Below are 23,750 nucleotides of genomic sequence, written 5' to 3' on the forward strand. Positions count from 1 at the left end.
TCTTCTTTTGAAAGCAAGAAGGACGGTGCTTCGACAGGCTCAGCACGAACGGTCAAAGAGGATAGTTTATATGACCAAAGCTGCGATTCTGATCGAACCGGGCAAACCGCTCCAGATCGAAGATATCGTCATTGCCGACTGCGGCCCGCACGAGGTGCGCATCCGCACCGCCGCCTGTGGCCTCTGCCATTCGGACCTGCATTTCATCGACGGCGCCTATCCGCACCCCCTGCCTGCGATCCCCGGCCATGAAGCGGCGGGCATCGTCGAGGCGGTCGGCAGCGAAGTGCGCACGGTCAAGGTCGGCGACGCGGTCGTCACTTGCCTGTCAGCCTTCTGCGGTCATTGCGAGTTCTGCGTTTCGGGCCGCATGTCGCTGTGCATGGGCGGCGACACGCGTCGCCCGGCCGGTTCCGCGCCGCGCATCACGCGCCCCGACGGATCGCCGGTCAACCAGATGCTCAACCTCAGCGCCTTTGCCGAAACGATGCTGGTTCACGAACATGCCTGCGTGCGGATCGACCCCGACATGCCGCTCGACCGCGCCGCCGTCATCGGCTGTGCAGTGACGACGGGCGCGGGCACCATCTTCAACGCGTGCAAAGTGACGCCGGGCGAAACCGTCGCGGTGGTCGGCTGCGGCGGTGTCGGGCTCGCCACGATCAACGCCGCGAAGATCGCGGGCGCGGGGCGGATCATCGCTGCCGATCCGGTTCCCGAAAAGCGCGAACTGGCGATGAAGCTGGGCGCGACCGACGTCGTCGATGCACTCGCCGACGACGCCGCCAAGCAGATTCTGGAGCTGACGAAGGGCGGGGTCGATCATGCGATCGAGGCCGTCGGGCGTCCGGCATCGGCCAGCCTCGCCGTCGCCTCGCTGCGCCGCGGGGGCACCGCGACGATCCTCGGTATGATGCCGCTCTCCGAAAAGGTCGGCCTGTCCGCGATGGACCTGCTCTCGGGCAAGAAACTGCAGGGCGCGATCATGGGCGGCAACCGTTTCCCGGTGGACATCCCGCGCCTCGTCGATTTTTATCTGCGTGGGCTGCTCGACCTCGACTCGATCGTCGCCGAGACGATCCCGCTCGACCAGATCAACCAGGGTTTCGACCGTATGAAGAAAGGCGACGCCGCCCGTTCGGTGATCGTATTCGACCAATGACATTAGATGCACAGGCCGCCTTTAGCGGCACCGTAGCGCCCGAGGGCGCCGATATCCTCGACGAAGCGAAGCTCACCGCGTGGATGGAAGCGAATGTCGAGGGTTTTGAAGGCCCGCTGACCCAAAGCAAATTCGCCGGTGGTCAGTCGAACCCGACGTACAAGATCAGCGCTCCGTCGGGCAATTATGTGCTGCGGCGCAAGCCCTATGGCCAGCTGCTCCCCTCGGCCCACGCGGTCGACCGCGAATATAAGGTGCAGGCGGGACTCCATAAGGCAGGCTTCCCCGTCGCGCGCCAGTTCGGCCTGTGCACCGATGACAGCGTCATCGGCAGCTGGTTCTATGTGATGGGCATGGTCGACGGCCATACGATCTGGGACGGCGCTATGCCGGGATCGACCCCCGAAAACCGCCGCGCCACCTATGAGGCGATGATCGATACGCTGGCGGCGCTGCACAATGTCGATGTCGAGGCGGCTGGGCTGTCCGACTATGGCAAGCCCGGCAATTATTTCGGCCGTCAGGTCGATCGCTGGACCAAGCAGTACCGATTGTCAGAGACCGAGACGATGGACGAAATGGAGCAGCTGATCAAATGGCTGCCCGCGACCCTGCCCGAACAGACGCGCACCAGCGTCGTTCACGGCGATTATCGCATCGACAATATGATTTATGCCAAGGGGCGCCCCGAAATCCTCGCGGTGCTCGACTGGGAATTGTCGACGCTGGGCGATCCGCTCGCCGATTTCACCTATGTGGCGATGGCGTGGGTCACCGAAAATGGCGGCCGGTCGGGCGTCGAAGACCTTGACCGCAAGGCGCTTGGCATTCCCGAGCTCGACGAGATGGTCGAACGCTATTGCAAGGCCACCGGCCGCGACGGCGTGCCCGACATGAACTGGTATTTCGCCTATAATTTCTTCCGCCTCGCCGGAATCATCCAGGGCATCAAGAAGCGCGTGATCGAAGGCACCGCCTCGTCGCAGCACGCCCGCGACATGTCCGAACGCGTCCGTCCGCTCGCCGAAAAAGCGTGGGACTTTGCAAAGAAGGCCGGCGCATGAGCCTGTTCGACCTGAGCGGCCATGTCGCGCTGATCACCGGATCGTCACGCGGCATCGGCAAGGCGACGGCGGAGGCGATGGCCGAACAGGGCGCCAAGGTCGTGATTTCGAGCCGCAAGCAGGACGCCTGCGACGCGACCGCAGCCGAAATCAACGCGAAGTTCGGCGACGGCACCGCGATTGCGGTCGCCGCGAACATCTCGTCGAAGGACGATCTGCAGAATCTGGTCGACGAGACGCGGCGCGCGTTCGGCAAGATCACCACGCTGGTCTGCAATGCCGCGTCGAACCCCTATTATGGTCCCGGGCTCGGGATCAGCGACGATCAGTTCCGCAAGATCATGGACAATAATATCCTGTCCAACCACTGGCTGATCACGATGGTCGCGCCCGAAATGCTCGAACGCGGCGAGGGATCGATCACGATCATCAGCTCGATCGGCGGGATCAAGGGATCGCCGATCATCGGCGCCTATGGCATTTCCAAGGCCGCCGACATGCAGGTCGCGCGCAATTTCTCGGTCGAGTTCGGCCCTTCGGGCGTGCGCGTCAACTGCATCGCCCCCGGACTGATCCGCACCGACATGGCGCGCGCCTTGTGGGAAAATGAAGAGAATCTGAAACGATCGACTGCCGCTTCGACGCTGAAGCGCATCGGCGAGCCGCATGAGATTGCGGGCGCCGCGGTCTTCCTCGCCAGCCGCGCGGGGGCATTTACCACCGGCCAGACCATCGTCTGCGATGGCGGTGCCACGATTTCAGGAGGTGCATGATGGGCGCGTTGGACGGAAAGATTGCGATCATCACCGGGGCAGGCAGCGGGATCGGCCGCGCGAGCGCGCTGCGCTTTGCCGCCGAGGGCGCGAAGCTCGTCATCGGCGACAAGAGTGCCGCCGTGCATGAAACGGCGCAGATGGTGAAGGATGCCGGCGGCGAAGCGGTCGCGCTGGAAATCGACGCCGGGGTCGAAGCCGATGTGGCTTCGCTCGTCGCCACCGCCAAGGAAACCTATGGCGGGCTCGATATCGCTTTCGCCAACGCCGGGATCATCGGCGATATGGGCGGGATTTTCGACTTCGATCCGGTCGCCTGGGCCGAGACGTTGCGCGTCAATCTGATTGGCCCCGCGCTGATGGTGAAGCATGCAGGCAAGGCGATGGTCGATCAGGGGCGCGGCGGCGCGATCGTACTGACCGCGAGCGTCGCGGGTCTCAATTCGGGCGCGGGTCCGGGGGCTTATTCGGCGTCGAAGGCCGGCGTCATCAACCTCGCCAAGACCGCGGCGCAGCAGCTGACGACCAGCGGCGTGCGCGTCAACGCGGTCTGCCCCGGCCTCACCGAGACGGGAATGACCAAACCGACCTTCGACTATGCCAAGGCCAAGGAAGTCACCCACAAGCTTGGGCAATTAAACCCGCTCAAACGCGCGGCGCAGCCCGAAGAGCTCGCCAATGTCGCGCTGTTCCTCGCCAGCGATCAGGCAAGCTATGTCAACGGGCAGGCCATCGCGGTCGATGGCGGGCTGACCAGTTCGCACCCGGTGACCCGCCAGCTGCTCGGCCAGACCTCGCACTAAAGCAGATAATTTGTCCCCCTTCCCCCCTTCGCTCGACACGAACGGAAGCGGGGGTATGATTTGACGGAAAATCTCGAAGGAACGCCATGACTCACGGCTTCGACACCGCCCGGCTCGACCGCATCCCGGCCTTTCTCGCCGCCAGATATGTGGATAGCGGCCGCCTGCCGCACGCGGCGACGCTCGTGTCGCGGCGCGGCAAGATTGCGCATCTGTCATGCATCGGCGATGCGCGGCCGGGTGAGGCACTGAAAGAGGATGCGATCTTCCGCATCGCCAGCATGACCAAGCCGATCACCTCGGTCGCCTTCATGATGCTGGTCGAGGAGGGTAAGGTCGCACTGTCCGATCCGCTGGTGAAGTTCTGCCCCGAGTTCAGGGACACCGGCGTTTTCGTCGCGGGCGGCGGCAATGTGCCCTTCGTCACGCGGCCGCCGACACAGCCGATCCGCATGATCGACTTGCTCCGCCACACGGCGGGGCTGACCTATGGCTTTCAGGAGCGCACCCCGGTCGACGCCGCCTATCGCAAGGCGAAGATCGACGATTTCGATGCCGATTATACGATGGACAGCTTCATCGCCGGACTCGCCAAAATTCCGTTGCAGTTCGACCCCGGTGCGCACTGGAATTATTCGATGGCGACCGACGTGCTGGGCGCGGTGATCGAGCGGATCGAGGGCAAGCCCTTTGCCAAGGTGCTGCAGGACCGCATTTTTGGCCCGCTGGGCATGGTCGATACTGGGTTTCAGGTTCCCGCCGATCAGCAGCACCGCCTGACCGACTGTTATATGTTCCATCCCGCCGAGAAGATGAAGCCGTTCGACGGCGGCGACCGCAGCCGCTGGGCGAAGGATCGCAGTTTTCATTCGGGCGGCGGCGGGCTCGTCTCCACCCTTTCCGACTATCACCGCTTCTGCCTGATGCTGCTCGGCGGCGGAAAGCTGGATGGCGTGCGCATCCTCAGCCGCAAGACGCTGGATCTGATGACGTCGAACCATCTCGTCGGCGGAGGCGACCTGACCCGGCACAGCGTCGGCGTGTTCAGCGAGGATGAAAATGCCGGGGTCGGTTTCGGGCTCGGCTTTGCGGTCACTCTCAATCCCGCTGACGCCGGCATCCCCGGCTCGGCAGGCGATTTTTACTGGGGCGGCATGTTCTCGACCGGCTTCTTCGTCGATCCGGTCGAACAGATTTGCATGGTCTTCATGACCCAGCTGATGCCCTCATCCACCTATCCCGTGCGGCGCGAGGTCAAGACCCTTGTCCATGCCGCGATCGACGATTGAAATGAAACCCATGTTTCCGTTCGTGTCGAGCGAAGTCGAGACACCCCGAGGGCACCTGCTGCCGATGGGCATCTCGACTTCGCTCGATGCGAACGGGTCAGTTTAAAGGAGCATCCCATGTCCGAAGATACCCCGATTTCTGTCACGATGGAAAAGGACGGCGAAGTCGCCGTCATCATCGTCAACAACCCGCCGGTCAACGCACTGAGCTGGCACGTCCGTCAGGGACTGCAGGATCATTTCGCTGCCGCGATCGCCGATGACAGCGTGCAGGCAATCGTGCTGCGCTGCGACGGCGCGACCTTTATCGCGGGCGCCGACATCACCGAATTCACCAAGGCGCCGCGCGGCCCCGATTTCAACGCAGTGCTCAACAGCATCGAAGCCGCGTCGAAGCCGGTCGTCGCTGCGATCCACGGCACGGCACTGGGCGGCGGTCTCGAAACCACGCTCGTCTGCCATTATCGCATCGCCGTTCCGTCGGCGAAGCTCGGCGTGCCCGAGGTCAAGCTCGGCTTGCTGCCCGGCGCCGGCGGCACCCAGCGCCTGCCGCGCGTCGTCGGGGTCGAGACCGCCGCGATGATGACCTCGCTCGGCGATCCGCTGCCCGCCGCCAAGGCGAAGGAACTCGGCCTTGTCGACGCCCTCGCCGGTGAAGACAGCCTTGCCGCCGATGCGATCGCCTTTGCCCGCACCAAGATCGCCGATGGCCCGCGTCCGACGCGCGAACGCCCGGTGTTCGGTGACGTCGGCGCGATCGAACAGCTGAAAACCGCGAACGCCAAGCGCTGGCGCGGCTTCGAGGCGCCCTATGCCAACCTCGCCTGCGTCGAGGCCGCGACGCGCCTCCCGTTCGAAGAAGGCATGACCTTTGAACGCGAGCAGTTCACCAAGCTGATGTTCGGCAGCCAGTCGGCGGCACAGCGCCACATCTTCTTCGCCGAGCGTCAGGCGGCAAAGATCGACGGCCTGCCCAAGGACACCAAGCTGCGCGACATCAAGAAGGTCGGCGTGATCGGTGCCGGCACGATGGGCGGCGGGATTTCGATGAACTTCCTGCAGAAGGGCATTCCCGTCACGATCGTCGAAATGCAGCAGGAAGCGCTCGACCGCGGCGTCGGCGTGATCCGCAAAAATTACGACGCATCGGCCGCCAAGGGCCGCTTCAAGCCCGAACAGGTCGACCAGATGATGGGCATATTGACCCCGACGCTGAGCCTCGACGACCTCGCCGACTGCGACCTGATCATTGAGGCGGTCTATGAGGATATGGGCGTCAAGAAAGAGATTTTCGGCAAGCTCGATGCGATCGCCAAGCCCGGCGCGATCCTCGCGTCGAACACCAGCTATCTCGACGTCGATGAAATCGCGACTGCGACGAGCCGCCCCGGCGACGTGCTCGGCATGCATTTCTTCTCGCCCGCCAACGTCATGAAGCTGCTCGAAGTCGTGCGAGGCGACAAGACCGCGCCCGACGCGCTGGCGACGGCGATGGCCATCGGCAAGAAGATCGGCAAGGTCGCGGTGGTTGCGGGCGTGTGCGATGGCTTCATCGGCAACCGCATGCTGAAGCCGCGCCAGCTCGAGGCAATGAAATTGCTGATGGAAGGCGCCACCCCGGCGCAGGTCGACAAGGTCCATGTCGAATTCGGCATGCCGATGGGACCGTTCCAGATGAGCGATCTGGCAGGGGTCGACATCGGTTGGCACCGCGATCCGAACCGGATCGAGAGCATCCGCGACGCGCTGTGCGCCGAAGGCCGCTGGGGCCAGAAGAAGCAGGCGGGCTTCTATGATTATGACGAGAAGCGCCAGCCGTCGGAAAGCGCACGCGTCGCCGAACTGATCGAACAGTTCCGTGCGAAGGCGGGCGTGGAAAAGCGCGAGATCACCGATCAGGAAATCATCGAGCGCACGCTGTACCCGATGGTCAACGAGGGCGCGCTGATCCTTTCCGAAGGCAAGGCGCAGCGCGCGTCGGATATCGATGTCGTGTGGATCTATGGCTATGGCTGGCCGGTGTATCGCGGCGGCCCGATGTTCTGGGCCGGGCTGGAAGGCACCGACAAGATCGTCGCCGCGCTCGAGAAACATGGTTTCGAAATTGCGCCGCTCCTCAAGGAAAAGGCCGACGCCAAGTCGGGTTTCTGATCGCTTCGCACAGATAAAGACAAGGCCGCCTGTCCCGATGGGGCAGGCGGCCTTGTCTTTATCTGGCGATTGTTGGTGGAACGACCGCTATCTTCGTCACCCCGGACTTGATCCGGGGTCCATCACGACAGCGCGGCTATGGATCCCGGATCAAGTCCGGGATGACGATAAATGGAGCTCCGCGCCTCGCACCGGAGCAAACACCTCGCAGCGCGGGCGACGACTAGCCCTGAAGCGTCTTGATGATCGCCGAAAAGTCGCGGCCGTCCTTGTCGGCCTCGACGAACGCTTCGTACAGTTCGCGTGCTTTCGTCCCCATCGGAACATCGGCATCGACGCTCGCTGCCGCTTCCATCGCGAGGCGGAGATCCTTGAGCATCAGTGCCGCGGCGAAACCGCCCTTATAGTCGTTGTCGGCGGGGGTCGTCGGCCCGACGCCGGGCAGCGGCGCATAGCTGGTCAGCGACCAGCATTGCCCCGACGACACGCTGGCGATGTCGAAGAATTTCTGCGGGTCGAGGCCCAGTTTCTGCGCGAGCGCGAGCGTCTCGCACGTCGCGACCATCGAGGCGCCGAGCAGCATATTGTTGCAGATTTTCGCGCCCTGCCCCGCGCCCGCGTCGCCGGCGTGGATCACCGCCTTGCCCATTTTCACAAGGATCGGTTCGGCGCGCGCAAAGCCTTCATCGGTGCCGCCGACCATGAAGGTCAGCGTGCCCGCATTGGCGGCGGCGATCCCGCCCGAAACCGGTGCATCGACCGCAACGAGGCCCTTGGCGGTCGCCGCCGCGATGTTCGAACGCGCGGTCGCGACGTCGATCGTCGAGCAGTCGAGGAGCAGCGTGCCCGGCGCCGCGTTCGGGAAGACGTCATTTTCATAGACCGACGCCACATGCTTGCCGGCGGGGAGCATGGTGACGACGGCTTCGGCGCCGGTAACCGCCTCAACCGCCGAGGCGGCACGCGTGCAGCCGGCTTCGACGGCGCGCGCGAGCGCCTCTTCACTGAGGTCGAAGGCGCGGACTTCGTGCCCGGCCTTCGCAAGGTTCGCGGCCATGCCGCCGCCCATATTGCCGAGTCCGATAAATGCGATTTTCATATAATCTCCCCTCCCGCTTGCGGGAGGGGCCGGGGGAAGGCCTGTCCCGAATATTGAACTGGTGGAAAGGCAACACGCCTTCCCCTAACCCCTCCCGCAAGCGGGAGGGGGACTGGGCTCACCGCCCCTTCCACACACCTTCGCGCTTCTCGATAAAGGCCGCCATGCCTTCGGCCTTGTCCTCGGTCGCGGCGAGGATCTGAAACAGGCGGCGTTCGTAGACGAGGCCCTGGTCGAGGGTGGTTTCGAAGGCTGCGTTGACCATATCCTTGTTCACCATCGCGGCCATCGGCGGCATGGCGGCGATCACCGTCGCAGTCTTCACCGCTTCGTCGACCAGCGTGGCATGCTCGACGACGCGCGCGACGAGGCCCGAGCGTTCGGCTTCGGCGGCGTCCATCATCCGGCCGGTGAGGCACATTTCCATCGCCTTCGCCTTGCCGATCGCACGCGTCAGCCGCTGCGACCCACCCATGCCGGGCGCGACGCCGAGCTTGATTTCAGGCTGGCCGAATTTCGCCTTGTCCGACGCGATGATGAAGTCGGCCATCATCGCAAGCTCGCAGCCGCCGCCAAGCGAAAAGCCGTTCACCGCCGCGATCCACGGCTTGCGAACCTTCTTTACGAAGTCGCTCGTCCATTTCGAGAAGAAATCTTCAAGGTAGAAATCGGATGCCGGCTTGTCGGCCATTTCCTTGATGTCGGCACCTGCGGCGAAGGCCTTGTCGCCCGAACCGGTGAGGACCGCGCAGCGCTGGCTGGCGTCGGCTTCGAAGGCGGCGAAGGCAGCGATCAGGTCGCCCAGCACCTGGCTGTTCAGCGCGTTCAGCGCCTGCGGGCGGTTGAGCGTCACCAGCGTGACGGCGCCGCGCGTTTCGACGAGAAGGGTTTCGTAGGTCATTCTTTTGATCTCCAGATAATCGTCATGCCGGACTTGATCCGGCATCCATTCCAGCGAGGCCCGAAGGGACCCCGGATCGGGTCCGGGGTGACGAGCTTATGGTAGCGGGGTCCATTTCTCGTTTTCGGGGAGCGGTGCGAAGATCGCATCGATCCAGTCCTCGGTGACAGCCTCGGCGGTCGGCGGGTCCCATTTGGGCTGATTGTCCTTGTCGACGATCAGCGCGCGAACGCCTTCGATGAAATCGTGCATCGCGACGACGCGGCTGCCGATCGCATATTCCTGCGTCATCTGGGCGGCAAAGTCGTGCATCGCGCCGCCTTCCTTCAGCTGGCGGAGCGCGACCTTGCATGTTTGCGGGCTTTTGCCGTTGAGCGTCGCCAGTTCCTTCATCGCCCATTCTCCGCCGTCGGCTTCGAGCGCGGCAAGGATATCCTCATAAGTATCGCTCGCGAACAGGCGGTTGATGCGATCAAGATGCTGGGTGATCGCAGCGGGCGGCGCCGTCACAGACAGTTCGCCCAATATGCCGCCGATGCGGTCCGGGTGCGCCGCGATGCGTTCTTTCGCCTCGGCAAGCTTTTCGGACGGGAGGTAATGGGTCGCGAGGCCGAGCGCGAGGCATTCGGCGCCGTCGAGCCGCGCGCCGGTGAGCGCGAGAAAAGCGCCGACACGGCCTTCGAGGCGCGGCAGATACCAGCCGCCGCCGACGTCGGGGAACAAGCCGATTCCGGTTTCGGGCATCGCGAAGCGCGTATGTTCGGTCGCGACGCGATATTTCGCCGGCTGCGAAATGCCGACCCCGCCGCCCATAGTGATGCCGTCCATGAACGCAACCACGGGTTTGGCATAAGTGAAGAGCACATGGTTGAGGCGATATTCGGTGTGGAAGAAGGCGCGCGCCTCCTTGCCGTCCTTCGCGCCGCTCTCCGCCAGCATGCGGATGTCACCGCCGGCGCAAAAGCCGCGGCCTTCGCTATGGTCGATGATGACGGCCTCAACCGCATCATCGCCCTGCCACGTCACAAGCGCGTCGGTCATTGCCTCGCACATGGCGAGGTTGAGCGCATGGATCGCCTTGGGGCGGTTGAGCGAGATCCGGCCGACACGGCCATCATTCGCCAGAATTACATCTTCGGTCATTGGCGCAGCAGGTCCCTTCCGACAATCATCCGCATCACCTGATTGGTGCCTTCGAGGATCGAGTGGACGCGCAGGTCGCGCCAGAAACGCTCGATCGGATAATCCTTCAAATAGCCATAGCCACCGAATAATTGCAGCGCGTCATTGACGATCTTGCTGCCATTATCGGTCGCAAGCCGCTTTGCCATCGCCGAGAAGCGCGACTTGTCGGGGGCGTTCGCGGTGACCTTTGCCGCCGCCATATAAAGCAGCGCGCGCGATGCCTCGAGGTCGGTCGCCATGTCCGCGAGCATGAACTGGGTGTTCTGAAAATCGGCGATCGGGGACCCAAATTGCTGGCGATCCTTGGTGTAGGCGATCGCTTCGTCGAGGCAGCGCTGGGCGCCGCCCAAGGAGCAGGCGCCGATGTTGAGGCGACCGCCGTCGAGCCCCGCCATTGCGAAGCGGAAGCCGTCGCCCTCGGCGCCGACCAGATTCTCCACCGGCACGCGGCAATCCTCGAAGATCACCTGTGCGGTCGGCGAGGCATTCCAGCCGAGCTTCTTCTCGGGGGCGCCAAAGCTGAGACCCGGTGTGTCCTTTTCGACGACGAGGCAGCTGATCCCCTTCGACTTTTCCTCGCTGGTGCGGACCATGCAGACATAAATATCGTTATAGCCCGCGCCCGAGATGAACTGCTTGGTGCCGTTCAGCACATAATGGTCGCCGTCCTTTTTCGCCGTCGCCTTGAGCGCCGCAGCGTCGGACCCCGAACCCGGCTCGGTCAGGCAATAGCTCGCGATCTTTTCCATGCTGACCAGATCGGGCAGGAAGCGCGTCTTGATCTCCGCCCCGCCGAAGCGGTCGATCATCCACGTCGCCATATTGTGGATCGAAACATAGGCGCTGGTCGCGGGGCAGCCATAGGCCATCGCCTCCATGATCAGCGCCGCGTCGAGCCGGCCGAGCCCGATGCCGCCCGATTCTTCGGCCACATAAATCGCGCCGAAACCGAGTTCGCCCGCCGCTTTCCACACGTCGACGGGGTAGTGATGTTTCTCGTCCCATTCCGCCGCAAAGGGCGTGATGCGATCAGCGGTGAATTTGCGCGCCATATCCTGAATGGCGAGCTGGTCGTCGGTAAGCTGGAACTGGTCGGTCATTGTCACTTCTCGATAATGGCTTCGGCTTCGATTTCGACTTTCCACTCGGGGCGGATGAGCGCGGGGATGACGAGCATCGTCGCGGCCGGGCGGATATCCTTGAACACGGCGCCATGCGCATGGCCGACAAGATCGGCGTCGGCGGCGTCGGTGATGTACATGCGCGTGCGCACGACATCGGCGTAGCTGCCGCCGAGCGCCTCAAGCGCCTCGCCGATGATCGTCAGACAGCGCGCGGCCTGTGCCCCGGCATCGCCGGGGGTCGAGGTGCCGTCGGCCTCGATCGGCGCGCAGCCCGCAACGTCGATGCGGTTCCCCACCCGAACCGCCCGGCTGTAGCCGTAAACGGGTTCGAACGGGGACGCCGAAGAGTGGTTACGCCGCGTCGGATCAGCCACAGGTGACCTGCGTGATCTTGTACGCGTCGTCGTACATGACGTTCACGCGGTCGATGCGATAGTCCATCGTCATCGCCGAACGCGGCGGCCCCCAGCGCAGCGTGCGAGCGCCCGCGGCTTTCAGGATCGCGCCGCCAAGGTCGGGGGTTGCAGTCTGGCCGACATAGGATTGCGCCGCATCGGCCTGGCACGTCATTTCGGCTTCGGGCGGAGTCGGGATCGATTCGACGGGTGTCCGTTCCTGCGTGCAGGCGGCGAGCGGCAGAATGGCGGCAATTGCGAGCAGGCGAATGTCCATCGTGAGTCTCCCTTTCAAAAAGCCGTCATCCGGCGCAGCGCGTATAGCGCATCGCGCCTGCGGCGGCACCCTCGTCGGTGTCGCGCCGGACGAGCGTTTTGCCCCCGTCGGCCAGATCGAGCTGCATCCGGCGATCCCATTCGACGCCCTCTCCGCTGAATTTATAGTCTGCGACGATGCTGTTCGCGTCGCTTTCGCGGACGCGTGAAAGCGCGCCATGCGATTCGTAAAAGCGCAGGTTGGTGGCATCGATGGTCAGCGCGGTGAGGTCGGCGCCCTTTTTCGCGGTGCAGTCGGCCGCCTTGAGCGCCCAGCGGCCACGGATCGCGGGCGGGATCGCCTTGCCCGCGTCCTTGGTTGCGGCTTCGGGTTTCGCAGACGCCTCTTCGGGCAGGTCGACATCGACCGCAGCCGCGGGCGTTTCGGCAGGCGCGGGGCGCTCCGCCTTTTGCAGCGGGCCGATCGCGGCGCTGGCTTCGGGGCCGGACTCCTCGTCCTTGCCGCCGCTGCACGCGGCGAGCAAAAGCGTCGCGGCAAGAAAGACCCGGTGCGTCATCGTCACTCTCCTCGCGGCGCCGACCACATGTCGGCGCCGTCAGAAGAAGAATGCCCGATGGCCGAGCCGGGTTTCATGGGTTCGCGCCGTCAGCCCATCGTCGGGATGACGAAGGCGTTGCCGCCATCGAGCGAACCGTCGGGCCAGCGCGCGGTGACGGTCTTGACCTTGGTCCAGAACTTCACGCCTTCCATGCCGTGCTGGTTGGTGTCGCCGAACGCCGAACGCTTCCAGCCGCCGAAGGTGTGATAGGCGACGGGAACCGGGATCGGGACGTTGATGCCGACCATGCCGACATTGACCCGCGCGGCAAATTCGCGTGCGGCGTGACCATTGCGCGTGAAGATGGCGACGCCATTGCCGTACTGATGCTTGCTGGGCAGTTCGAGCGCGGTTTCGAAATCGGCGGCACGGACGATCTGCAGCACGGGGCCGAAGATTTCTTCCTTGTAGCTTTCCATGTCAGGCGTGACATGATCGAACAGCGTCGGGCCGACGAAGAAGCCCTTTTCATGGCCCTGCAAGGTGAAGCCGCGGCCATCGACGACCAACTCGGCGCCTTCATCGGCGCATTTCGCGATCCAGCCTTCGACCTTTTCCTTATGCGCCTGCGTCACCACCGGGCCGTAATGCGCCTCGGCATCGGTCGACACGCCGACACGCAGCGCCTCGATCGCGGGGATCAGCTTGGCGCGCAGACGGTTGGCGGTGTCCTCGCCGACGGGAACGACAACAGGCAGCGCCATGCAGCGTTCGCCCGCCGAGCCGAAGGCCGCACCGGTCAAATCATTGACGACCTGATCGAGATCGGCGTCGGGCATGACGATGCCGTGGTTCTTCGCGCCGCCCATCGCCTGCACGCGCTTGCCGTTGGCGACGCCGCGATTGTAGACATAATGGGCGATATCCGACGAGCCGACGAAGCTGACCGCGCCGATATCGGGATGGTCGAGGATCGCGTCGACCATTTCCTTGTCGCCATGGACGACCTGAAAAATCCCCTCGGGCATTCCGGCTTCGAGGAAGAGTTCGCCGAGGCGCACCGGCACGCTGGGATCGCGCTCGCTGGGCTTCAGGATGAAGGCGTTGCCGACCGCGGTCGCAACGCCGCCCATCCACAACGGGATCATCGCGGGAAAGTTGAACGGGGTGATGCCGGCGCCGATGCCGATCGGCTGACGCATCGAATAGACGTCGATGCCCGGACCCGCGCCCTGCGTATATTCGCCCTTCAGCACATGCGGCATACCGCAGCAGAATTCGATGACTTCGAGCCCGCGCTGGATGTCGCCCTTGGAATCGGCAATCACCTTGCCATGTTCGGCCGAGAGCATTTCGGCGAGCTGGTTCATATTGGCTTCGACGAGACGCTTATATTCGAACATCACGCGCGAACGGCGCTGCGGGTTTGTCGCTGCCCATGCGGGCTGCGCCGCCTTCGCCGCCGCGACCGCGCGGTCGAGCAAAGCACGATCGCCGAGTGCGACCTGCGCCTGAACGCCGCCATTGTTCGGGTCGAGTATGTCGCCGAGGCGGCCATTGCCGCTGGCACCGCCAACGATGTGATGATCAATCTGTCGCATGCGTCGAGTCTCCCGTAACTGAATTGCCGCCGGTTGAGACCAAGCCGGGTCCGATTGCAAGGGATAGACTTGCAGGACGATACTGCATAATTGCAGCACATGGATTGGGACAAGCTGCAATATTTCCTGATGGTCGCGCGTCACGGCACGCTCGCGCGCGCAGGGCAGGCGCTGCACGTCGATGCGACGACGGTGAGCCGGCAGGTGAGCGCGCTCGAGACGGCGCTCGAACAGACTTTGTTCGAACGTGCCCCGGGTGGATTTGTTCTGACGGCAGCGGGCCGCGCGCTCGTCCCGCATGCCGAAGCGATGGCGGCGGCGGCAGCGCGCATTCATTCGGCGCGCGAGGGCGGGTCGGCATTGTCGGGGCAGCTACGCGTCAGCGTCTCCGAAGGTTTTGGCGGCAGCTTTATCGCACCGCGACTGGGCGGCTTCACCGCCGCACATCCGGAGCTGGAGATCGATCTGGTCGCATCGAGCGGTTTTCTGAACCCGTCGCGGCGCGAGGCCGATATGGCCGTACTGCTCGCGCGGCCGCGCAGGGGGCCGCTGATCACGCGCAAATTGTCTGATTACAGCCTAGGGCTCTATGCGCCCGCCGACCGGCCCGACTGGCAGGCGGCGGTGGCCGAGGCGCCTTTGTCGCGCGCGGGAATTCCGGTGATCGGCTATGTCCCCGACATTCTCTACGCACCCGAACTCGACTATCTGGGCGAGATCGAACCCGGGCTGCGCGCCGGAGTCCGGTCGTCGAGCATCCTCGCGCAGCGGCGGATGATCGCGGGCGGCGCGGGGGTCGGTGTCCTGCCCTGCTTCCTTGCCGCGGGCGATCCGGCGCTGGTGCGGGTACGCCCCGACCAGACGATCGGCCGCAGCTTCTGGCTCGCCCTCCACCGCGACGTCGCGCCGCAACCGCGCATCCGCGCCTTCATCGACTGGCTCGATGCCGAAGTACGGGAGAGCCGGGGGCTATTCGTTCCCGCCTAGCCCCTGCCGTTATTGCCATTAAGCCGCCGGTCACGCGGTAACAGCCCACTTTACATGCCCTTTACCCGATAATCTTTTGCAGCTTCTTCGGCGAATGCCGATAGTAACCGGTATCGATTCTGTGCAACGGCTCGTGACGAGCAAAATTGTCGTAATTTGTCGCAAGCGGTGCATTGGACTTGCATGCGGGAGGTCTATCGGTTGAATAGGCCCCATTCCGCCCATCCCCCGGCGGACGGACATGAGAATAATCGATTATGCTGGAAAAAAGGTCGCTGTGGCTGACCGGAGCCGTGTGCGCTGTGACGCTGGCTTTGAGCGCGTGCGCGAACAAGGATGAGCAGGGTGGCCACGATCGCGGGGCGCCGCAGGTCGGCTATGTCGTCGCACAAGTCGGGGCGGTGCCGGTCACCACCGAATTGGGGGCGCGCACTGTTGCCTTTGAAACTAGCGAAATCCGGCCGCAGGTCAGCGGCCTGATCCGCCGCCGCCTGTTCACCGAAGGCGGCCTCGTCCGCGCGGGCCAGCCGCTGTACCAGATCGACGCCAGCCTCTATCAGGCGGCGGTCGATCAGGCATCGGCGAACCTCGCCAGCGCGCGTGCGAGCGCGCAGGCGGCCGAGGAAAAAGCCCGCCGTTTCGAACCGCTTGCCAAGATGCAGGCGATCGCCGAGCAGGATTATACCGATGCGCTGGCACAGGCGCGGGTCGCCCGCGCCGCCGTCGCGCAAAATGCCGCGGCGCTCGAAACCGCGCGCATCAATCTGCGCTACACCACTCTCTCCGCACCGATCAGCGGGCGCATCGGCCGATCGCTCGCCACCCCCGGCGCGCTGGTCAGCGCCAGTCAGGCGACCCCGCTCGCGGTGATCCAGCAGACCGACCCGATGTATGTCGATATGCAGCAATCGAGCGCCGAACTGACCGCGCTGCGTCAGGCGATCGCCAGCGGCGGCACCGCAGCGGGCAGCACATCGGTGCGCCTGCGGCTGGAAGATGGCAGCAGCTATGGCTTTTCCGGTAGCGTCCAGTTTTCCGAAATCACGGTCAACGAGGCCACCGGCACCGTGACGCTGCGCGCCCGCTTTCCCAATCCGCAAGGCTTGTTGTTGCCCGGCATGTTCGTGACCGCCTTGTTCGACCAAGCGGTCAATCCCGCCGCGATCCTGATCCCGCAGGCGGCGGTACAGCGCGATTTCGACGGGTCGGCCTTCGTCTATCTGGCGGGTAAGGACAATAAGGCGGCCCGTCGTAAAGTCACCGCGGCGCGGACGATCGGCCCCAACTGGGTTGTGACCGACGGGCTGAAAGCCGGCGACCGGGTGATCACCCAAGGCCTCGGCAATCTGAAACAGGGCGCGCCGATCCGCCCGGTTCCGGCGTCGAGCGCGCAGCAAGTGGGGCCGCCGGCCGGCCAAGCGGCGCAGGATAAATAACGGACAATGTCACGTCTTTTCATCGAGCGGCCGATCTTCGCCTGGGTGCTGGCGATCATCGTCATGCTGGGGGGCGTAGGCGCCCTCTTTTCCTTGCCGATCGAACAATATCCCGACATCGCCCCGGCGCAGGTCAATGTTCGTGCCAGCTATCCCGGCGCGTCAGCCGAGACGATCGAGAATAGCGTCACGCAGGTGCTCGAACAGCAGCTGACCGGGATCGACGGCCTGCTTTATTTCAGTTCGCAGTCGAGTTCGCGCGGACAGGCAAATATCACCGCGATCTTCGAAAAGGGCACCGATCCCGACATCGCGCAGGTCCAGGTCCAGAACAAGATCCAGGCGGCAATCTCGCGCCTGCCGCAACAGGTGCAGCAGCAGGGCGTGCGCGTCACCAAATCCAATTCGGACACGCTGCTGATGGTCGGCGTCTATGATTCAACCAACACGCGGGTGAATCAGGATGTGTCCGACTATATGGCGTCGAACATCCAGGATCCGCTATCGCGCGTCGAGGGCGTCGGCGAGGTCAATATATTCGGCGCGCCGCACGCGATGCGCATCTGGCTCAATCCGCAGCGCCTGGCCGCCATGTCGCTGATGCCGAGCGACGTGATTTCGGCGATCACCGCACAGAACAGCGAAGTCGCGGCGGGCGACGTTGGCGGCCTGCCGTCGCCGCAGGGGCAGATGCTCAACGCGACGGTCACCGCGCAGTCGCGGATGCAGACCGTCGAGGAATTCGAGAATATCATCCTCAAGACGCTGCCCGACGGGTCCAGCGTGCGGATCAAGGATATCGCGCGGGTCGAGATCGGCGCCGAAAGCTATGCCGTCGTCAGTCGCATCAACGGTCACCCGGGCGCAGGCATGTCGATCTCGCTGTCACCGGGGTCCGACGCGCTCGAAACCGCCGACCGGGTGAAGGCGCGGATGGAGGAACTCGCCGCCGACTTCCCCGACGGGCTTACCTACAGCTACGCCAATGATTCGACCGCCTTCATCAAGCTGTCGGTCAGCGAGGTGCAAAAATCGCTGTTCGAGGCCATTTTGCTGGTCATCCTGGTGATGTTCGTCTTCCTGCAAAGCTGGCGCGCGGTGCTGATCCCCGCGATCGCGGTGCCCGTCGTGCTGCTCGGCACCTTCGCCATCTTCTATCTGCTGGGGTTCAGCATCAATACGCTGACCCTGTTCGGACTGACGCTCGCGATCGGCCTGCTCGTCGACGATGCGATCGTCGTCGTCGAAAATGTCGAGCGTTTGATGGAAGAAAATCCGGGCATGTCGGCGCGCGAGGCGACGATCCAGTCGATGAAGGAGTTGCAGGTCGCGCTGATCGCGATCGCCCTCGTCCTCTCGGCGGTGTTCATGCCGATGGCCTTTTTCGGCGGATCGACCGGCGTCATCTATCGCCAGTTCTCGATCACCATCGTCTCGGCGATGGCGCTGTCGGTGCTCGTTGCGCTGATCCTCAGCCCGGCGCTGACGTCCAGCCTGCTCAAGCCCCGGACGCATGGCGAAACGCCGCCCGAGGGCGGCCGCTTCGCGGGTGCGCGCGCCATGCTCGAACGAGCGAAAAACGGTTTCAACACCCGCTTCGACGGCATGGTGAACCGCTATGTCGGCAGCGTCACCGCGGTCGTCGAGCGCAAATGGATGTTCCTCGGCATCTATGCCGTCATCCTCGTCCTCCTTGCCGTCCTGTTCCTGCGCCTGCCCAGCGGCTTCCTGCCCGGCGAGGATCAGGGACGCGTCCAGGTTCAGTTCCGCCTGCCCGCCGGCGCCACCCAGGCGCGCACGCTGGAGGTCCGCGACACCATCGAAAATTATTTCCTGACCCATGAAAAGGCCAATACGCAGGCGCTGTTCCTGATCGCGGGCGGCGGTGGCGGCGGGGCCGCGGGGCAGAATACGGGACAAGGCTTCGTCAACCTTACCCATTGGGACGATCGGCCGGGCAAGGAAAATACCGCAGATGCGATCGTCGATCGCGCGCGCAAGGCGTTCAGCGGTATTCGCGACGCCCAGGTCTTTGCGCTGGTTCCCGGCGCTGTCCGCGGGCTTGGCGACAGTTCGGGCTTTACGATGCAGTTGCAGAATCGCAGCGGCATGAGCCGCGAGGAATTCGCCGCAGCACGCGACCGGCTGCTCGCGATGGCCAACGCCAACCCCCGGCTGACATCGGTGCGCCTTGGCGATCTTCCCGACGTCGCGACATTGAAGGTCGATGTCGATACCCAGCGGCTGACCGCTTATGGCATCAACAATGCCGATGTGAATTCGACCCTCTCGGCCGCTTGGGGTGGCCGCTACGTCAATGATTTCATCGACAAGGGCCGGGTCAAGCGCGTCTATGTCCAGGGCGATGCCCCCTATCGCGCCAAGCCCGAAGATCTTGGCCAATGGTATGTCCGTTCGAGCGGCGGCGAGATGTCGCCTTTCTCGGCCTTCGCGCGTACCAGTTGGGCGACGACCCCCAGCAGCACCTCGCGCTTTCAGGGCGTCCCGACGTTCGAAATCTCGGGCCAGCCCGCCGCCGGTACCAGTTCGGGCGAGGCGATGAACGTGATGGAGGCGATGGCGGCCCAAATTCCGGGCACCAGCGTCGCCTGGTCGGGCTCCTCCTATCAGGAGCGGCTGTCGTCGGGGCAGGCGCCCTTGCTCTATGCGCTGTCGTTGCTTGTCGTCTTCCTCTGCCTTGCGGCCTTGTACGAAAGCTGGACGATCCCGCTCGCGGTGATTCTGATCATCCCGCTCGGCCTGATCGGCGCGGTGTTTGCGGTGACGCTGCGCGGGCTGGAGAATGACGTCTATCTGCAGATCGGCCTGCTGACGACGATGGGGCTCGCGGCGAAAAATGCGATCCTGATGATCGAATTCGCCGAACAGGAGGAACGCAAGGGCAAGCGCGTGATCGATGCGGCGATTGCCGCCGCGCGCATCCGCCTGCGCCCGATCCTGATGACCAGCTTTGCCTTCATCTTCGGCGTGCTGCCGCTCGCCATCGCGACCGGCGCTGGCGCGAACAGCCGCGTCGCGATCGGCACGTCGGTCATCGGGGGCATGCTGACCGCCGCCTTCCTTGCCATCTTCTTCATTCCGCTGTTCTTCGTGCTCGTCCGCCGCGGGGTACGCGACGGAATCGCCGCCGTGCGCGCCCGGTTCGGCAAGGCCAAGGGCGGAGACACAGACCCGGCGGAGATACCGGCATGATCCGCACCCTCATGCTCGCGAGCACGCTCGCCCTCGCTGGCTGTTCACTCGCGCCGAAGACAATGCTGCCGACGCCGCCCGTCCCGCAAAGCTGGCCGGTCGGAGATGCCGGGCTGCTGCAAAGCGAGGCGGCGCTGCCGATCCTGTCCTATAAGCAGGTGTTCACCGATCCGCGCCTGCAATCGCTGACCGAACAGGCGCTCACGAACAATCGCGATCTGCGTATCGCCTTTGCCAATGTTGCCGCCGCGCGCGCGCAGGTGCGCGTCACGCGATCGGGACAATTTCCCCTTGTCGGCGTCAGCGCGGGCGCGGGCTATGGTGAAAGCGCGGGCGCGAACAGCGGCAGCGGCGATTTTTCGCTGCGCGGCGGCGTCACCGCCTTCGAACTCGACCTGTTCGGCAAGCTCGCCAACGCGACCGAGGCCGACCGCAATCGCGCGCTTGGCACAGAGGCCGCCTCGCGCACGGTACGGATCGGACTGATCGCCGACCTCGCGCAGGCATGGGCCAGCTATGGCGCCGACCGCGACCTGCTCGCCATCGCGCAGCAGACCGCGACCAACGCCCGCGAAAATGTTCGCCTGACCCGCGCCCGGCTCGACGGCGGAGTCGCACCGCGCACCGATCTGCGTCAGGCCGAACAGATTCTGGCAACCGCCGAGGATGCGATCGCCCAGCAGACAAGCGCACTCGCACAGGATGAAAATCTCATCCGCCTGCTCGTCGGCGGTGACGTCGATCGGGCGCTTCTTCCCGCCGGGCTCGCCGAAGTGACGCCGACGATCGTCTCGCTTCCAGCGGGGGTCAGCTCCGACATATTGCTCCGCCGCCCCGATGTCATCGAAGCCGAATATGGGCTCCGCGCGGCCAATGCGAATATCGGCGTCGCGCGCGCGCGGCTGTTTCCGTCGATTTCGCTGACCGGCCTGCTCGGTTTCGCCAGCGACGCGCTCGGCGGGCTGTTCGACGGCGGAGCGTTCAACTGGTCTGCGGGCGGCGACGCAACCGCCACCCTCTTTGACGCTGGCGGCCGCCGCGCCGGAGTCGCAGTCAGTGAAGCGCAGCGCGACGCCGCGCTTGCGGGCTATGAAGGCGCGATCCAGACCGCTTTCCGTGAGGTCGCCGACGCACTTGCCGTGCAGGGCACGATATCCGAACGGACCCGCGCCGCGGCGGCGAACAGCGAGGCCGCTGCCGACACCGCGATGCTCACCGACGCGCGCTACAAGGGCGGCGTCGACAGCTTTTTGTCGAGCCTCGACGCCCAGCGCAGCCTCTATTCGGCGCGGCGGAGCGAGATCGGAACGCAGCTGTTGCTCGTCAACACGCGAATCGCGCTGTTCCGCGCGCTGGGCGGCGACAGCAGCGCAGGAAGTCAGCCTACTCCATAATATCTTCGCATGACGGACCTGATCCGGCATGACGAAAGTGGAAACCGACTCTCCTTGACAACCGCCCCCGCTCGCGCGCTAATAGAACACATCAGGAACAAATGATGCGCGAGTCGTCTCCCATACTCGCCGGGCTGCGCAAACGCATCGCCCGGCTGGCCGCCGATGGCGGTTTCGAAAGCCGCCGGGCAGAGGGCTGGCTGGCGAGCGGACATGCGCGCTTCGACGCGGCCCTCGGCGGTGGACTGATGACCGGGCGCACCCATGAATTTTTCGCCGCCGACGCAATCGACGCCACCAGTGCCGCCGCCTTTGCCGCGCTGATCGCGTTGCGCATGCCGGGGAAGGCACCGCTGATCTGGCTGCGCACGAGCGATGCGGGCAAGCGGTGCGGCCATATCTATGCCCCCGGCATCGCCGAGCTTGGCGGCGACCCCGACCGGCTACTGCTCGTCGAGGCGGCCGATCCCAAAATGCTGCTCGCCTGTGCCAATGATGCGGTCCGTTGCGCCGGATCGGCGGCGGTGATCGTCGAAAGCTGGGGCAAATTCCCGCTGCTGGACCTCACTGCGGGGCGCCGCCTTGCCCTCGGCGCGCGCGATGCGGGCACCACGCTGCTGATGCTCCGACTGGGCGCCGCCCCGGCACCGAGCGTCGCCGAGACGCGCTGGAGCGTCGCCGCCGCCGCCTCGCACGCCCTCGAAGCCAACGCCCCCGGCGCGCCCGCCTTCGACCTTGAATTGCTGCGCTGGCGCGGCGGCTCTGCGCCCCCCCGCTGGCGACTGGACTGGAACCATGACGAAAAAGCTTTCGGGCCCAATGCCGGCGAAGCGGCGCTATCTGGCGCTCTTCTTTCCCCTCCTGCCCGCCGAGCGATGGCTTCGCACGGCGCCGCGGCCGCCTGACGCTCCGCTCGTCTTTGCGGAGAAACAGCGCGGTGCGATGCGGATCGCGAGCCTCGATGCGCAGGCGGAGACCGTGGGGCTACGCATCGGCATGCCGCTTGCCGATGCGCGCGCGCAGGTGGGTGAACTCATCGTCATTCCACATGATCCCGTGCTCGATCAGGACTGGCTCGATCGACTTGCACAGGGCTGCGCGCGCTACTCTCCGCTTGTCGCGCTCGACGCACCCGACGGGCTGATCCTCGATATCGCGGGCGCCGAACATCTGTACGGCGGCGAAGCCGGGCTGGTCGCCGATGTCGAGAGACGCTTTGCGCGGCTGGGCATGACCTTGCGCCACGCGCTCGGTCCCACCGCCGACGCCGCACGCGCGCTGGCGCGCTACCAGACACGCCCCGCCCCCGACGAAGAGCAGGCGATCCGCCGTTTGCCGGTTGCCGCGCTCGAACTCGAGGCCGAAGCGACGACCGCCCTCGTCCGCGCCGGGCTCAAGACGATCGGCGATCTCGCGAGCCGTCCGATGGCGAATATCGCCGCACGCTTCGGCGCCGATGCCGCAATGGCGATGCGCCGCCTGCTCGGCGATGCGCCGAGCCCGCTCGCCCCGCGGATCGCCCTGCAACCCGTCGTCACCGAACGCCGCTTCGCCGAGCCGCTCGGCAGCACCGCACACGCAACCAAAGTGCTGGCCGAGCTCGTGGGCGAAGCGATCGAGGATTTGTCCGAACGCGGCAAGGGCGGGCGCCACTTTCGCGCGACTTTCTTTCGCAGCGACGGCCTCGCGCGCGGTATCGCGATCGAAACCGGCCATCCGACGCGCGACACGGGGCTGGTGATGCGCCTGTTCGCGGAACGCATGGACAGCCTGGCGGACCCGCTCGACCCCGGCTTTGGTTTCGACATGATCCACCTCGCTGTGCCGCGGCTGGAGGCGCTCGGTGCGAGCCAGCTCAAGCTCGAGGGCGGCGCGGCACGCGCTTCGAACGAGGGGGCGGCGATGGACGAACTGGCCGACCGGCTGGCGACGCGGCTCGGGCGCGGACGGGTACGGCGGCTGCGTCCCGCCGATACGCATATCCCCGAGCAGGCGCAGCTCGAACTGCCCGCAATCGACGCGCCCGAGCCACTGCCCTGGCAGGCGCTCGAACCGGGCGAGCCGCCGACGCGGCCCTTCCACCTCTTCGACCCGCCGCAACCGATCGAGGTGATCGCCGAGGTGCCCGACGGCCCGCCGCACCAGTTCCGCTGGCGCCGGCAGGCCCATGCGGTGCGGCGCTACGAAGGCCCCGAACGCATCGCCGCCGAATGGTGGCGCCGCCGCGACAATGGCGGGCTGACGCGCGACTATTACCGGGTCGAAGATGCACAGGGCCGCCGTTTCTGGCTCTTCCGCCACGGCCTCTATGACGAAAAGCCAGATCCGCGCTGGTATATTCACGGGGTTTTCGCGTGA

The 23,750-nt window shown here is 65.0% G+C and carries 20 protein-coding genes; 12 read left to right on the plus strand and 8 right to left on the minus strand.

Annotated features, from left to right (window positions below):
- The first annotated feature begins 70 nt into the window (after positions 1 to 70).
- The 6 genes from ACSYDV_RS05090 (at position 71) to ACSYDV_RS05115 (ending at position 7,242) form a co-directional block, all read left to right on the plus strand.
- Positions 71 to 1,162, plus strand: a complete 1,092-nt coding sequence (locus ACSYDV_RS05090; protein WP_438322647.1) for a Zn-dependent alcohol dehydrogenase — start codon at positions 71 to 73, stop codon at positions 1,160 to 1,162.
- Positions 1,159 to 2,226, plus strand: coding sequence for a phosphotransferase family protein (locus ACSYDV_RS05095; protein WP_438322648.1), 1,068 nt, complete (start codon positions 1,159 to 1,161; stop codon positions 2,224 to 2,226). The genes ACSYDV_RS05090 and ACSYDV_RS05095 overlap by 4 nt, the downstream gene beginning before the upstream one ends.
- Positions 2,223 to 2,999, plus strand: coding sequence for an SDR family NAD(P)-dependent oxidoreductase (locus tag ACSYDV_RS05100; RefSeq protein WP_438322649.1), 777 nt, complete (start codon positions 2,223 to 2,225; stop codon positions 2,997 to 2,999). The genes ACSYDV_RS05095 and ACSYDV_RS05100 overlap by 4 nt, the downstream gene beginning before the upstream one ends.
- Positions 2,999 to 3,802: an SDR family NAD(P)-dependent oxidoreductase gene (locus ACSYDV_RS05105; RefSeq protein WP_438322849.1), complete on the plus strand. Its 804-nt coding sequence runs from the start codon at positions 2,999 to 3,001 to the stop codon at positions 3,800 to 3,802. Before ACSYDV_RS05100 ends, ACSYDV_RS05105 begins: the two co-directional genes overlap by 1 nt.
- 86 nt (positions 3,803 to 3,888) lie before the next feature.
- A complete protein-coding gene (locus ACSYDV_RS05110) occupies positions 3,889 to 5,091 on the plus strand; it encodes a serine hydrolase domain-containing protein (RefSeq protein WP_438322650.1) in 1,203 nt (400 codons plus the stop codon).
- Positions 5,092 to 5,208: 117 nt separating this feature from the next.
- On the plus strand, positions 5,209 to 7,242 hold the full coding sequence (locus ACSYDV_RS05115; RefSeq protein ID WP_438322651.1) for a 3-hydroxyacyl-CoA dehydrogenase NAD-binding domain-containing protein: 2,034 nt from the start codon (positions 5,209 to 5,211) through the stop codon (positions 7,240 to 7,242).
- A 223-nt stretch (positions 7,243 to 7,465) separates the two neighbouring features.
- Here ACSYDV_RS05115 and mmsB read toward each other — a convergent pair whose 3' ends face one another.
- The 8 genes from mmsB to ACSYDV_RS05155 all read right to left on the minus strand — a co-directional run bounded on the left by mmsB (position 7,466) and on the right by ACSYDV_RS05155 (position 14,362).
- Positions 7,466 to 8,341, minus strand: coding sequence for a 3-hydroxyisobutyrate dehydrogenase (gene mmsB, locus ACSYDV_RS05120; protein ID WP_438322652.1), 876 nt, complete (start codon positions 8,339 to 8,341; stop codon positions 7,466 to 7,468).
- Between the two features lie 118 nt (positions 8,342 to 8,459).
- A complete protein-coding gene (locus ACSYDV_RS05125) occupies positions 8,460 to 9,242 on the minus strand; it encodes an enoyl-CoA hydratase-related protein (RefSeq protein ID WP_438322653.1) in 783 nt (260 codons plus the stop codon).
- Between the two features lie 96 nt (positions 9,243 to 9,338).
- The gene (locus tag ACSYDV_RS05130; protein ID WP_438322654.1) at positions 9,339 to 10,385 is read right to left on the minus strand and encodes an enoyl-CoA hydratase/isomerase family protein; all 1,047 of its coding nucleotides are present in this window, start codon (positions 10,383 to 10,385) and stop codon (positions 9,339 to 9,341) included.
- Positions 10,382 to 11,527: an acyl-CoA dehydrogenase family protein gene (locus tag ACSYDV_RS05135; protein WP_438322655.1), complete on the minus strand. Its 1,146-nt coding sequence runs from the start codon at positions 11,525 to 11,527 to the stop codon at positions 10,382 to 10,384. Before ACSYDV_RS05135 ends, ACSYDV_RS05130 begins: the two co-directional genes overlap by 4 nt.
- Positions 11,528 to 11,529: 2 nt before the next feature.
- Positions 11,530 to 11,925: a RidA family protein gene (locus ACSYDV_RS05140; RefSeq protein WP_438322656.1), complete on the minus strand. Its 396-nt coding sequence runs from the start codon at positions 11,923 to 11,925 to the stop codon at positions 11,530 to 11,532.
- Positions 11,918 to 12,223, minus strand: coding sequence for an I78 family peptidase inhibitor (locus ACSYDV_RS05145; protein WP_438322657.1), 306 nt, complete (start codon positions 12,221 to 12,223; stop codon positions 11,918 to 11,920). The genes ACSYDV_RS05140 and ACSYDV_RS05145 overlap by 8 nt, the downstream gene beginning before the upstream one ends.
- A 25-nt stretch (positions 12,224 to 12,248) precedes the next feature.
- Entirely contained in the window at positions 12,249 to 12,779 is a 531-nt protein-coding gene (locus tag ACSYDV_RS05150; RefSeq protein ID WP_438322658.1) for a hypothetical protein, read from the minus strand.
- A gap of 89 nt (positions 12,780 to 12,868) precedes the next feature.
- Positions 12,869 to 14,362 (minus strand): CoA-acylating methylmalonate-semialdehyde dehydrogenase, encoded by a 1,494-nt coding sequence (locus ACSYDV_RS05155; protein ID WP_438322659.1) that lies wholly within the window; start codon positions 14,360 to 14,362, stop codon positions 12,869 to 12,871.
- Positions 14,363 to 14,461: 99 nt separating this feature from the next.
- Between ACSYDV_RS05155 and ACSYDV_RS05160 the strand changes: the two genes are divergently transcribed.
- From ACSYDV_RS05160 to ACSYDV_RS05185, 6 genes are all read left to right on the plus strand, one after another.
- On the plus strand, positions 14,462 to 15,349 hold the full coding sequence (locus ACSYDV_RS05160) for a LysR family transcriptional regulator (protein ID WP_438322850.1): 888 nt from the start codon (positions 14,462 to 14,464) through the stop codon (positions 15,347 to 15,349).
- Between the two features lie 257 nt (positions 15,350 to 15,606).
- Positions 15,607 to 16,785 carry an efflux RND transporter periplasmic adaptor subunit gene (locus ACSYDV_RS05165; protein ID WP_438322660.1) on the plus strand — a complete coding sequence of 393 codons (1,179 nt, stop codon included), beginning with the start codon at positions 15,607 to 15,609 and terminating at the stop codon, positions 16,783 to 16,785.
- 6 nt (positions 16,786 to 16,791) lie between these two features.
- The gene (locus tag ACSYDV_RS05170) at positions 16,792 to 19,998 is read left to right on the plus strand and encodes an efflux RND transporter permease subunit (protein WP_438322661.1); all 3,207 of its coding nucleotides are present in this window, start codon (positions 16,792 to 16,794) and stop codon (positions 19,996 to 19,998) included.
- Positions 19,995 to 21,392, plus strand: coding sequence for an efflux transporter outer membrane subunit (locus ACSYDV_RS05175; protein ID WP_438322662.1), 1,398 nt, complete (start codon positions 19,995 to 19,997; stop codon positions 21,390 to 21,392). Before ACSYDV_RS05170 ends, ACSYDV_RS05175 begins: the two co-directional genes overlap by 4 nt.
- A gap of 104 nt (positions 21,393 to 21,496) precedes the next feature.
- Complete coding sequence (locus ACSYDV_RS05180) at positions 21,497 to 22,297, plus strand: ImuA family protein (protein ID WP_438322663.1); 801 nt, start codon at positions 21,497 to 21,499, stop codon at positions 22,295 to 22,297.
- Positions 22,188 to 23,750 carry a Y-family DNA polymerase gene (locus tag ACSYDV_RS05185; RefSeq protein WP_438322664.1) on the plus strand — a complete coding sequence of 521 codons (1,563 nt, stop codon included), beginning with the start codon at positions 22,188 to 22,190 and terminating at the stop codon, positions 23,748 to 23,750. Before ACSYDV_RS05180 ends, ACSYDV_RS05185 begins: the two co-directional genes overlap by 110 nt.

It is taken from the genome of Sphingopyxis selenitireducens (genome assembly GCF_051550705.1).
Lineage (GTDB): Bacteria > Pseudomonadota > Alphaproteobacteria > Sphingomonadales > Sphingomonadaceae > Sphingopyxis.

Coding starts and splice junctions, on each gene's coding strand:
- ACSYDV_RS05160 (WP_438322850.1), top strand. CDS start 14,462: ATGGATTGGGACAAGCTGCAATATTTCCTGATGGTCGCGCGTCACGGC.
- ACSYDV_RS05115 (WP_438322651.1), top strand. CDS start 5,209: ATGTCCGAAGATACCCCGATTTCTGTCACGATGGAAAAGGACGGCGAA.
- ACSYDV_RS05100 (WP_438322649.1), top strand. CDS start 2,223: ATGAGCCTGTTCGACCTGAGCGGCCATGTCGCGCTGATCACCGGATCG.
- ACSYDV_RS05185 (WP_438322664.1), top strand. CDS start 22,188: ATGACGAAAAAGCTTTCGGGCCCAATGCCGGCGAAGCGGCGCTATCTG.
- ACSYDV_RS05095 (WP_438322648.1), top strand. CDS start 1,159: ATGACATTAGATGCACAGGCCGCCTTTAGCGGCACCGTAGCGCCCGAG.
- ACSYDV_RS05105 (WP_438322849.1), top strand. CDS start 2,999: ATGGGCGCGTTGGACGGAAAGATTGCGATCATCACCGGGGCAGGCAGC.
- ACSYDV_RS05135 (WP_438322655.1), bottom strand. CDS start 11,527: ATGACCGACCAGTTCCAGCTTACCGACGACCAGCTCGCCATTCAGGAT.
- ACSYDV_RS05180 (WP_438322663.1), top strand. CDS start 21,497: ATGCGCGAGTCGTCTCCCATACTCGCCGGGCTGCGCAAACGCATCGCC.
- ACSYDV_RS05165 (WP_438322660.1), top strand. CDS start 15,607: ATGCTGGAAAAAAGGTCGCTGTGGCTGACCGGAGCCGTGTGCGCTGTG.
- ACSYDV_RS05155 (WP_438322659.1), bottom strand. CDS start 14,362: ATGCGACAGATTGATCATCACATCGTTGGCGGTGCCAGCGGCAATGGC.
- ACSYDV_RS05090 (WP_438322647.1), top strand. CDS start 71: ATGACCAAAGCTGCGATTCTGATCGAACCGGGCAAACCGCTCCAGATC.
- ACSYDV_RS05130 (WP_438322654.1), bottom strand. CDS start 10,385: ATGACCGAAGATGTAATTCTGGCGAATGATGGCCGTGTCGGCCGGATC.
- ACSYDV_RS05170 (WP_438322661.1), top strand. CDS start 16,792: ATGTCACGTCTTTTCATCGAGCGGCCGATCTTCGCCTGGGTGCTGGCG.
- ACSYDV_RS05110 (WP_438322650.1), top strand. CDS start 3,889: ATGACTCACGGCTTCGACACCGCCCGGCTCGACCGCATCCCGGCCTTT.
- ACSYDV_RS05145 (WP_438322657.1), bottom strand. CDS start 12,223: ATGGACATTCGCCTGCTCGCAATTGCCGCCATTCTGCCGCTCGCCGCC.
- ACSYDV_RS05175 (WP_438322662.1), top strand. CDS start 19,995: ATGATCCGCACCCTCATGCTCGCGAGCACGCTCGCCCTCGCTGGCTGT.
- ACSYDV_RS05125 (WP_438322653.1), bottom strand. CDS start 9,242: ATGACCTACGAAACCCTTCTCGTCGAAACGCGCGGCGCCGTCACGCTG.
- ACSYDV_RS05150 (WP_438322658.1), bottom strand. CDS start 12,779: ATGACGCACCGGGTCTTTCTTGCCGCGACGCTTTTGCTCGCCGCGTGC.
- mmsB (WP_438322652.1), bottom strand. CDS start 8,341: ATGAAAATCGCATTTATCGGACTCGGCAATATGGGCGGCGGCATGGCC.